5 protein-coding genes are annotated in these 10868 nt (G+C 72.1%); 4 read left to right on the plus strand and 1 reads right to left on the minus strand.

Going from position 1 to position 10868, the window contains the following annotated elements:
• Positions 1-4: 4 nt before the first annotated feature.
• From VET29_RS33910 to VET29_RS33920, 3 genes are read left to right on the plus strand one after another with little or no spacing between them, the layout of a single operon-like run.
• A complete protein-coding gene (locus VET29_RS33910) occupies positions 5-3028 on the plus strand; it encodes an amino acid adenylation domain-containing protein (protein ID WP_324928421.1) in 3024 nt (1007 codons plus the stop codon).
• Positions 3029-3083: 55 nt separating this feature from the next.
• Entirely contained in the window at positions 3084-3929 is an 846-nt protein-coding gene (locus VET29_RS33915) for a VCBS repeat-containing protein (RefSeq protein ID WP_324928423.1), read from the plus strand.
• 9 nt (positions 3930-3938) lie between these two features.
• Positions 3939-5135 (plus strand): cytochrome P450, encoded by a 1197-nt coding sequence (locus VET29_RS33920; RefSeq protein WP_324928425.1) that lies wholly within the window; start codon positions 3939-3941, stop codon positions 5133-5135.
• A gap of 50 nt (positions 5136-5185) precedes the next feature.
• Here the strand turns inward: VET29_RS33920 and VET29_RS33925 are convergent, their stop codons facing one another.
• Positions 5186-6061 carry a TIGR03621 family F420-dependent LLM class oxidoreductase gene (locus VET29_RS33925; RefSeq protein ID WP_324928427.1) on the minus strand — a complete coding sequence of 292 codons (876 nt, stop codon included), beginning with the start codon at positions 6059-6061 and terminating at the stop codon, positions 5186-5188.
• A 182-nt stretch (positions 6062-6243) separates the two neighbouring features.
• Here VET29_RS33925 and VET29_RS33930 point away from each other — a divergent pair.
• Positions 6244-10868: polyketide synthase (locus VET29_RS33930; RefSeq protein WP_324928429.1), on the plus strand; the 4625-nt coding region annotated here is incomplete at its 3' end.

The following is a 10868-nucleotide window of genomic DNA, read 5'->3' on the forward strand; positions in this document are numbered from 1 at the left end:
TCGCATGGGCGTTCCGCAACCGGCCACACGCAAGGAAGAGGCGCTGTGGCTGCTCGAGAAGTTGTTCCCCGGCACCGGGGTGAACAACCTGTCGTTCACGTTCCGGGTGGCTGGCACGCTCTCCCCGGCCGCACTCCAGGACGCCGTGTCGGCGGTCGTCCGGCGGCACGAGGTGTTGCGGACCGTCTTCCACGACGACGACGCCGAGCTGCGGCGCCTGGTCCGCCCCGCCGACGAGCTCCGCGTCGAGGTCGAACGGGTCCCGACGACGGACCTGTCCGACGTCGCGGGGTTCGTGTCCCGGCCGTTCCGGTTCGACGGCGGCCCGCTGCTGCGGGTCGGCCACTTCACCGGCCCGGAGGACGAGGTGGTGTGCCTTGCCGTGCACCACCTCGTCTTCGACACGATCTCCGCGGGCCCGCTGCTGGCCGAGCTGGTGGCGGCCTACGCGGGCAGGGTGCCGGAGGGACAGATCCCCGCGCTGCGCGAACCGGAGCCCGGGCCGCGCAGTGCCGCGTACTGGCACGACCAGCTGCGCGGGTTCGACCCCGGCGAGCTGGACCTGTGGTGCGGACGGCAGGAGTCCACCGGTGGCACGCTCGCGGGCGGTCAGGTCGTCGTGCCGCTGTCGCCAGAGGCGCAGACGGCGGTGCGTGACCTGCGCTCGCGGTTGAACACGTCGGAGGCGGTCGTCCTGCTGACGGCGTACTTCCTGCTGCTGGCCGCGCACGGGGCGGGACCCGACGTCGCCGTCGGCACCATGGTCAACACCCGTGGCCCCGCCGACCAGCGGGCCATCGGGTACCACGTGAACGTGGTGCCGGTGCGCATGGCGGTGGACACGCGGAAGGGTTTCGCCGACCTGGCCCGCCAGACCGGGGGTGTGTTCCTCGACGCGATCGCGCACGCCGACATGCCGGTCGACAGCCTCTACGACGAGGTCGGCCGGGGCGGCACGGCGTGGCGCAACACCCTGTTCCGGCACGTGTTCAACTACGTTCCCGGGCTCGCACTGCCGGACTTCGAGATCGGCGGCGCCACCGCGAGCCCGGTGATCGTGGAGCTGCCGGTCAGCAAGTTCGACCTCGAGTTCTTCGTGATGTCGACACAGGACGAGATCCGCGTCCGCGCGGTCCACAGCACGGACGCGCTCGACCGGGACGACGTGGTCGCGCTGTTGGCACGCTACGACGCGCTGCTGGTGGCGCTCGCGGCGGACACCGAACAACCCGTCCACGGGATCCCCGTGTGGAGCGAGCACGACCGGGCCGTGGTCGCCGCCGCGAACGACACCGGCAGCGGCGAGGTGGGCGGGACGGTCCTCGACGCGATCCGGGCGCGGGTCGCGGCGACCCCGGACGCCGTCGCACTGGAGGACGGCGACCGCAGGACGACCTACGCCGAGCTGTGGGCCACCTCGGCGACGGTCCGCGACCTCCTCGCGGACGCCGGCACGAAGCGGGGGGACGTGGTCGCACTCGTCGCGCCCCGAGGTGTCGAGCTGGCCGCCGCGGTCCTCGGGGTGTGGCGCGCCGGCGCCACCTACCTGCCGCTCGACCCCACCCACCCGCCGCACCGGATCGCCTACCAGCTCACGGACTCCGGCGCCACGACCGTGCTCGCCGCACTCGGGGTGCGCGTCACCGCCCGGCCGGGCGTCCGCGTGGTCCGCCTCCCCGCCGAAGGGGACGGGCACGCCACGCGGCCAGACGTCGACCCGGTCGACGCCGCGTACCTGATCTACACCTCCGGCTCCACCGGCAGGCCGAAGGGAACCGTGGTCGGCCACGACAACCTGGCCAACCTGATCGAGCACTTCCGCGACGAGCTGGCGGTCACGGCCGGCCAGGGGATGGCGTGGCTGACCACGTTCAGCTTCGACATCTCGGCACTGGAACTGTTGCTGCCGCTGGTGTCCGGCGGCCGGGTGGTCGTCGCGACCGACAGCGTGCGCACCGACGGCCGGGAGCTGGCCGACCTGCTGACACGGCATCGCGTCGACGTCGTGCAGGCGACGCCCACCACCTGGCGCCTCGTGCTGCCGGACTGCGGCGAGACGCTCGCCGGCCGCAAGGTGCTCTGCGGCGGCGAGTCCCTCCCGGCCACGCTCGCCCACCGGCTGCTGCTCACCGGCTGCGAGCCGCGCAACGTCTACGGACCGACGGAGACCACGATTTGGTCCACCTGCGGTCCGGTGGCCGACGAACCCCAGATCAGCATCGGCCGCCCGATCCGGGGCACCCGGGTCTTCGTCGCGCGGGACGGCCGCGAGCTGCCCGTCGGCGTCCGAGGCGAGCTGTGCATCGCGGGCGCGGGCGTGGCCAACGGCTACCACAACCGGCCGGAGCTGACCGAGGACAGGTTCCGCGACCACCCGGGTCTCGGCCGCCACTACCGGACCGGTGACCTGGCGCGCTGGCGGCACGACGGCACCCTGGACGTGCTCGGCCGTGTGGACCGCCAGGTGAAGCTGCGTGGCAACCGGATAGAGCCGGGTGAGGTGGAGGGCGTGCTGCTCGACCACCCCTCCGTCGACGCCGCCGCCGTGCTCGTGACCGGCGAGGACGAACGGGCGACGCTGGTGGCGTTCGTCGTCGCCGACTACAAGCCGGGGATCGCCGGCCAGCTCTGGGAACACGCGCGTGCCGGACTGCCGGCGCCCTCGGTGCCCGGCGAGTTCTTCGTCGTGCCCACCCTGCCCCGCACCGGCAACGACAAGGTCGACTACCTGGCACTCGCGAGGGACGCCGAGGACCGGCTGGCCGCCGCGACCACCGACCAGGAGCAGGTCACGACGACCGATCCGGACGACCCGACCGGCACGCTGGTCGGCATCTGGCAGGAGGTGCTCAACCGGGGCGGGCTGGGCGCCGACTCGAACTTCTTCGTCAGCGGCGGGCACTCACTGCTCGGCGCGCAGCTCGTGCAGCGCGTCGAGGAACGCATCGGCGTGCGACTTCGACTCGCCGAGCTGTTCACCCACCCGACCCCACGTGAGCTGGCCGAGTTCCTGCGGCCCGCACGGTGAGAAACGCCCGACAGACAACCCGACACGGCACCGAACGTCGACCGAGAGAGGCACCATGCTCACCTACACCGGACACTCCGGCTCCTTCTCCGGCAACGGCCGGGCGGACATCCTGACCCGCGACGCCACGACCGGCGAGGTGTTCGTCCACCCCGGCACCGGCAAGGTCGACGGAACCAGGACCTTCGGTGCACCGGTGCTGATCGGGACCGGGTTCGCCGCGGACAAGGACGTCTGGGTCGGCGCGGGTGACTTCACCGGCAACGGCACCGCCGACATCTTCACGCTGACCGTCGAACAGCAGGCCTACATCTACCTCAACAAGGACGGCCTCAACGGGCTGGACACCCTCGCCGAGCCCATCCACGTCGGCGGCAAGCTGCCCGAGGTCACCTACGACACGATCGCACTCGCCGACCTCGACCAGGACGGCAGGACCGACATCATCGGCAGGCAGGCCGGCACGAGCATCATCGACGCGATCCCCTTCGCGGGCTCGGTGGACGGCACCAACAGCTTCGCCGCCCCGTACCGGCTGGCGGTCATCGGCGAGACCGACATCCCGGTCGGCGCCGCCGACGTCACCGGCAGCGGCGGTGTCGACCTGCTCGTGCTGCACGCCGACGGCGGGCTGTCCGCGCTGCCGCTCGGCGGCGACGAACCCCCCGACACCGAGACCGGCACCTGGTACCGGATCGGCGAGGGCTGGGACCAGATGACCGTCATCGACGTCACCGACCTGACCGGCGACGGCAGGCCGGACCTGCTCGGCATGCGCGAGGACGGCACGGTGGTCGCGTTCCTCAACACCGGCGGGTTCGACCCGGCCGACCCCGCCTCGGTGTTCGCCGACCCCGTCGTGGTGGCCACCGGGTGGTCCAACTTCAACGCCATCAGCTGAGGGGCCACGATGACCGAGACCGTGCACGCGACCGACACGTTCCCCTACCCCCAGCAGCGGACCTGCCCGTACGACCCGCCGGCGGGCTACTCGGCGATGCGGGAGGCCGGACCGCTGATCCGCGTGACCCTCTACGACGGCGCGAAGGTCTGGATGGTCACCAGGCACGCCGACGCCCGCAGGCTGCTGACCGATCCCGGACTGTCCTCCGACCGCGCCAAGGACGGGTTCCCGATCGTCACGCCGCGGCTGCTGGAAGCCAGGGGGTTCCGCACCCTCGTCACCATGGACGCCCCGGAGCACACGTTCTACCGGCGGATGCTCATCCCCGACTTCACCGCGAAACGCACCAGGGCGATGCGGCAGGATGTCGAGCGGCTGGTCGGCGAGAGCATCGACGAACTGCTCGCCGCCGAGCCACCCGTCGACCTGATCCAGGGCTTCGCCGCGCAGCTGTCCGGCCGGGTGATCTTCCACCTGCTCGGCGTCCCCGGGCCCGACCAGGCGTTGTTCACCCAGCGCAGCATGCGCCTGCTGCGTGCCCCCGAATCGCCGGACGGGGTGGCCGCGCTCGCGGAACTGGTCGCCTACCTCGACGAGCTGGTCGCCTCCCGCGCCGGCGAGCAGGACACGTGGCTGCTGGACCGGCTGGTGGTCTCCGGCGGCGAGCTGAGCCGCGACGACCTGGTGCGCATGGCGGTGCAGCTGCTGGTCACCGGGCAGGGCACGACCGCGCAGATGATCGCGCTCGGCGTCGCCGTGCTGCTGGAGAACCCCGCACTGCTCGACGAGCTGCGCCGCGACCCCGCGTTGATGCCGGGAGCGGTCGACGAGCTGCTGCGCTACCTCACCATCGCCGACATGGCCGGCATCCGCGTCGCCGTCGAGGACATCGAGCTGCACGGTCAGATGATCGCCGCCGGTGAGGGCGTGATCATGCCGTACGCGTTGCTCGGCCGTGACCCCGACGCGTTCCCCGACCCCGACCGGATCGACCTCCACCGCACTGGGAACCAGCACTTCGCCTTCGGCTTCGGTCCGCACAACTGCATCGCGCAGGGCCTCGCGAGGCTCGAGCTGGAGGTCACCTACGGGGCGCTGATCGAACGGATCCCCACCCTGCGGCTGGCGGTGCCCTCCGCCGAGCTACGCATCCGGGACGCCGCCGACATGCAGGGCGTCCACGAGCTTCCCGTCACCTGGTGACCGCGGTGGAGCGCCCCGTCGCCGGATCCGGCGACGGGGCGCTCCTGCCGTCATTCGCCCCGCAGCGCGGCGGCCACCGGCGCGAACGCCGCCATCCTCGGCTCGTGCACGGCCAGGTAGGTGATGCCGAACCGCTTGCGCCAGGCACGAACCTGTTCGGCGATCTCGTCGACGGTGCCGAGCAACACCGTGGGGGAGGCGTAGAACTGGTCCAGGTCGAAGTACGGGGCCTGTGCCAGCCACTGACGAGCGACCGCCTCCCGGTCCGGCGTGACCACCACGTCCCGGACGAGCACGTTCAGCTCGACCTCGCGGCCGGCGGCCGAGGACCGCAGGAACGCGACCCGCTCGTCGACCTCCTCCGCGCCCATGATCCGGAAGCCTGGCGCGGACTTCGTCCGCACCAGCGGAGTCAGTCCGACGGTCGCGGCGCGCTCCGCGGCGAGCCGCAGCACCTGGTCGCTGTTGCCGCCGATGAGCACGGGCGGGCCGCCGGCCTGGACGGGCCGTGGCTGGGTGTCCTCGTCGCCGAACAGCCGGGTCAGCTCGCCGAGGGTGTGCGCCAGGTGCTCGATCCGCTCGCCGAGCGGCCGCCAGCCGATCCCGGTGGCCGTGAACTCCTCCTTACGGTGTCCCGCGCCGAGCCCCAGCTCCAGCCGGCCGCCGGTGAGCCGGTCGACCGTGGCCGCGTCCCTGGCGAGCAAGGTCGGGTTGGCGAACACCGTGTTGACCACGAACGTCCCGACGCGTATCCGCTCGGTCGCCAGCGCGGCCGCGGTGAGCGCCGGGAACGGCGACGGGATGCCGAGGTGGTCGGGCACCAGGATGACGTCGTACCCGAGCGCCTCCGCCTCCCGGCACTTCTCCGCCCATTCCGCGTGGCCACCCGCCGCGTGCATCACGACGCCGAACCGGAACGAATCCATGTTTTGCCTCCCGTGAGTAGTCACGTATCAGACTGGGTGAGTTCTCGGCGGCGGAAAACCGCAACCGAATCGACCTAGGGGGCGTACGGGTGACCTAGGGGTTGGGTGGAAACGGTATTCCCGGTGATTATCGAAATGCCTTGCAGTGGTTTCCCGTCGGCACCCTAGGGTCGTGGAGCGTCATGAGCGAGAGCGAGAGGCCGGCCGTCGCGATCGTCGGCATGGCCTGCCGTCTGCCGGGTGCGTCCGGTGTGGACTTCTTCTGGAACCTGTTGCGGGCAGGCGAGAACGCCGTCGGCGAGGTCCCGGCCGGCCGCTGGCACGGCCGTCAGGGCGACGAGCGCGCCAGGTTCGGTGGATTTCTCGACGACGTCGCCGGTTTCGACGCCGGATTCTTTCGCGTGTCGCCGCGCGAGGCGACCGCGATGGACCCACAGCAGCGGCTCGCCCTCGAACTATCGTGGCTGGCGATGGAATCCGCCGGAATTGTCCCCGACGGCCTTGGCGACAGTTCTGTCGGTGTTTATCTCGGTGCCATCTGGGACGACTACGCGACGCTCGCGAACACCTTCGGCGTACCGGTCACGAAACACACGCTGACCGGTCTGAGCCGCTCCGTCATCGCCAACCGCGTCTCCTACGCGCTGGGCCTGCGTGGGCCGAGCCTCGTCGTCGACTCCGGCCAGTCCTCCTCGCTCGTCGCGGTGCACCTCGCGTGCGAGAGCCTCCGCCGGGGCGAGACCGGGCTCGCGCTGGCCGGCGGTGTGAACCTCAACCTGGCACCCCGCAGCGCGACGGCCGCGTCCCGTTTCGGTGCCCTGTCGCCAGACGGGCGCTGCCACACGTTCGACGAACGCGCCAACGGCTACGTCCGGGGCGAGGGCGGCGGCGTGGTCGTCCTCAAGTCGCTCGACCGCGCCATCGCCGACGGCGACCACATCCACGGCGTCATCCTCGGCAGCGCGGTGAACAACGACGGCGCGGGCATGGGACTGACCGTGCCGGACGCCCGGTCGCAGGCCGAGGTCATCAGGAGCGCGCACGTCGACGCCGGCATCGAGCCGGACGACGTGCAGTACGTCGAACTGCACGGCACCGGCACGGCGGTCGGTGACCCGATCGAGGCGGCGGCCCTCGCTGAGGTGATGGGGTCCGACCGGACGGTAGCCGTCGGTTCGGCCAAGACCAACGTCGGTCACCTGGAGGGCGCGGCGGGCATCGTCGGGCTCATCAAGGCCGTGCTGGCGGTCGAGCGCCGCACGATCCCCGCGAGTCTCAACTTCGTCCGGCGCAACCCGGCCGTCCCGGCGACCCTGCGGGTCCAGCGCGAGGGGGGACCGTGGCCCGCGCCCGACCGGCCGCTGGTCGCCGGTGTCAGCTCGTTCGGCATGGGCGGCACCAACTGCCACGTGGTCGTCGCCGAGCCCCCGGCACGTCCGGCCGAACCGCCGACCCCATGGCAGGGGACCGTGCCGTGGGTGCTGTCGGCGCGGACCGAGACAGCCCTGCGGGCCGGGGCCGAGCAGGTGCTCGCGTTCCTCGACGACACCGGTCCCACCGACGCCGACATCGGATTCTCGCTCGCCACCACCCGTTCCGCCCTCGAACACCGGGCCGTGGTGGTGGCGGGTGACCGCGCCGGGTTCCGCGCCGGTCTCGAGGCGGTCGCGGCCGCCACCCCGTCCAGCGCGGTCCTGCGCGGGTCGCCCGTCTCCGGCCCGGTCGGGTTTCTGCTGGCCGGTCAGGGATCGCAGCAGCCGGGCATGGGTCGGGAACTGGCCGATGCCTTTCCGGTGTTCGCGGCGGCGTTCGACGAGGTGTGCTCGTGCTTCGACCCGTCGGTGCGGGAGGTGGTCCTCGGTGGTTCCGCCCTGATCGACGAGACCGCCTACACCCAGGCCGGGCTGTTCGCGGTCGAGGTCGCGCTCGTGCGACTGCTGGCGTTCTGGGGGGTGCGGCCGGACTTCCTCGTCGGCCACTCGATCGGTGAGCTGGCAGCGGCGCATGTCGCCGGTGTGCTCGACCTGCCGGAGGCGTGCCGGCTGGTGGCCGCCAGGGGCCGCCTGATGCAGGGGCTGCCCTCGGGTGGCGCGATGCTCGCGGTGCGGGCCACGGAGGAGGAGATCCAGGACTCGCTGGGCGACCGGGTCAGCCTCGCCGCCGTCAACGGACCGGCCTCGGTGGTCGTGTCCGGTGACGAGGACGCGGTGGCCGCCGTCGAAGCGGCCTGGCGGCACCGCAGGACCACACGCCTACGCGTGTCACACGCCTTCCACTCGCACCGGATGGCGCCGATGCTCGCCGAGTTCCGTGCGGTCGCCGAGGAGTTGACCTACCGGTCCGCCACCGTGCCCGTGGTGTCCAATGTGTCCGGCCGGCTCGCCGGACCCGAGCTGGGCACGCCGGAGTACTGGGTCCGGCACGTCCGTGAGACGGTCCGCTTCCACGACGGCATCGCCACGATGGTGGACCTCGGCGTGCGGACCCTCGTCGAGATCGGCCCGGACCGGGTGCTCACCGCGGCCACGCACGAGTGTCTGCCCCCCGGCGCCGAGGTGGTCGCGGCGCCGACCCTGCGGCGTGGCCGGTCCGAGGTGGAGTCGGCCATGACGCTGCTGAGCCAGTTGCACGTGCGGGGCGTGCCGGTGGACTGGCGCGCGGTCTTCGACGGCACCGGCGCCCGCCGGGTCACGTTGCCGACCTACCCGTTCCAACGGCTGCCGTACTGGTTCGACCTGCCCACCGACGAGTCCGCCGAGCCGGCCGAAGCCCTCGGCGACGCCGAGGCCGTGAGCGCATCGGACGACGCGCCGGCCGCGCGACCGGAGGGACTGGCGGCCCGGCTCGCCGGGCTGGCGGCCGACGCACAGGACGACCTGGTGCTCGCCGAGGTCCGTGCACGGGTCGCCGAGCTACTGGGCCACCCGGCACCGGACGCCGTCGACCCCGGGCTTTCCTTCAAGGACCTGGGATTCGACTCGCTGAGCGCGGTGGAGCTGTGTGCCGCGCTCAGCGCCGCGACCGGGGTGCGTGTGTCGAGCACCGCGACCTTCGACCACCCGACGCCGGCCGTGCTGGCCCGCTGGCTCCGCGACGAGGCGCTCGGGGTGGACCACGACGCACCCCTGGCCGCGGGTGCCGCCGATGACGACGATCCCATCGCGATCGTCGCGATGGCCTGCCGGCTGCCCGGCGGAGTGGCCACCCGGGAGGACCTGTGGCGGCTCGTCGCCGAGGGCGTCGACGCCATCTCGCCGTTGCCGACCGACCGGGGCTGGCCGACGGACCTGCCGTACGAGGGCGGCTTCGTCGACGGCGCCGCCGACTTCGACGCGGAGTTCTTCGGCATCGCGCCCCGAGAGGCGATGGTGATGGACCCGCAGCAGCGGCTGCTGCTCGAAACCGCGTGGGAGGTCTTCGAGCAGGCCGGTGTCGACCCCGCGACCGTCCGCGGCAGCGCGACCGGCGTGTTCGTCGGCGCCACCACCCTCGACTACGGCCCCCGGATGCACGAGTCCGGCGAGGAAGCGCAGGGATATCTGCTGACGGGCACCTCGCCGAGCGTGGTGTCCGGCCGCGTCGCGTACACGTTCGGCCTCGAGGGCCCGGCGATCACCGTGGACACCGCGTGTTCGTCCTCGCTCGTCGCGCTGCACCTGGCTTGCCAGGCGATTCGCACGGGGGAGTGCACCGCGGCTCTGGCCGGTGGGGTCGCGGTGATGTCGACCCCCGGCATGTTCCTCGAGTTCACCCGGCAGGGCGGGCTGGCCGCCGACCATCGCTGCAAGTCGTTCGACGAGTCCGCCGACGGGACGGCGTGGGCCGAAGGCGTCGGCCTCGTCCTGTTGGAACGCCTGTCCGACGCGCGGCGACAGGACCACCCGGTACTCGCCGTCGTCAGGGGATCGGCCACGAACCAGGACGGGGCCTCCAACGGACTGCGCGCACCGAACGGCCCCTCGCAGCAGCGAGTGGTCCGGCAGGCCCTGGCGAACGCCGGACTTCGCGGCGCGGAGGTCGACGTCGTCGAGGCACACGGCACCGGCACCGTGCTGGGCGACCCGATCGAGGTGCAGGCCCTGCAGGCCACCTACGGCAGGGACCGGGCTCCCGGCCGCCCGCTGTGGTTGGGGTCGCTGAAGTCCAACATCGGCCACACCCAGGCCGCGGCCGGGATCGCCGGTGTGATCAAGATGGTCATGGCGATGCGGCATGGCGTCATGCCCGCGACACTGCACGTCGACCGGCCGACGTCCCATGTGGACTGGTCGGCGGGGTCGGTGCGTCTGCTGACGGAGTCCCGGGCGTGGCCGGAGGGCACCCGGCGTGCCGGGGTGTCGTCGTTCGGGATCAGCGGCACCAACGCACACGTGATCCTGGAAGGTGTTCCGGAGGAGAAAGGCGGGACATCCTCGGCACCGGAGGTGGTGCCGTGGACACTGTCCGCCCGAGGTGCCGACGCACTCGCGGCACAGGCCAGCGCGTTGTTGTCGTTCGTGGAGTCACGGCCGGAGGTCCGCCAGGAGGACGTGGCTCGTTCGCTGGCGAGGCGAGCTGTGCTGCCGGACCGGGCCGCGGTGGTGGGCACCGACCGCGACACCCTGCTCGCCGGACTGCGGGACCTGTTGGCGGGCAACGGTTCGGTGCCAACTGGACGTGCGCTGACCGACGGTCGTGTGGTGTTCGTTTTTCCGGGTCAGGGTTCGCAGTGGGTGGGGATGGCGCGGGAACTGTTGGGTTCGTGCGAGGTGTTCAAGGCGCGGATGGGTGAGTGTGCTGAGGCGTTGAGTGGGTTTGTGTCGTGGTC

Source organism: Actinophytocola sp., assembly GCF_035634895.1.
Taxonomy (GTDB): domain Bacteria; phylum Actinomycetota; class Actinomycetes; order Mycobacteriales; family Pseudonocardiaceae; genus Actinophytocola.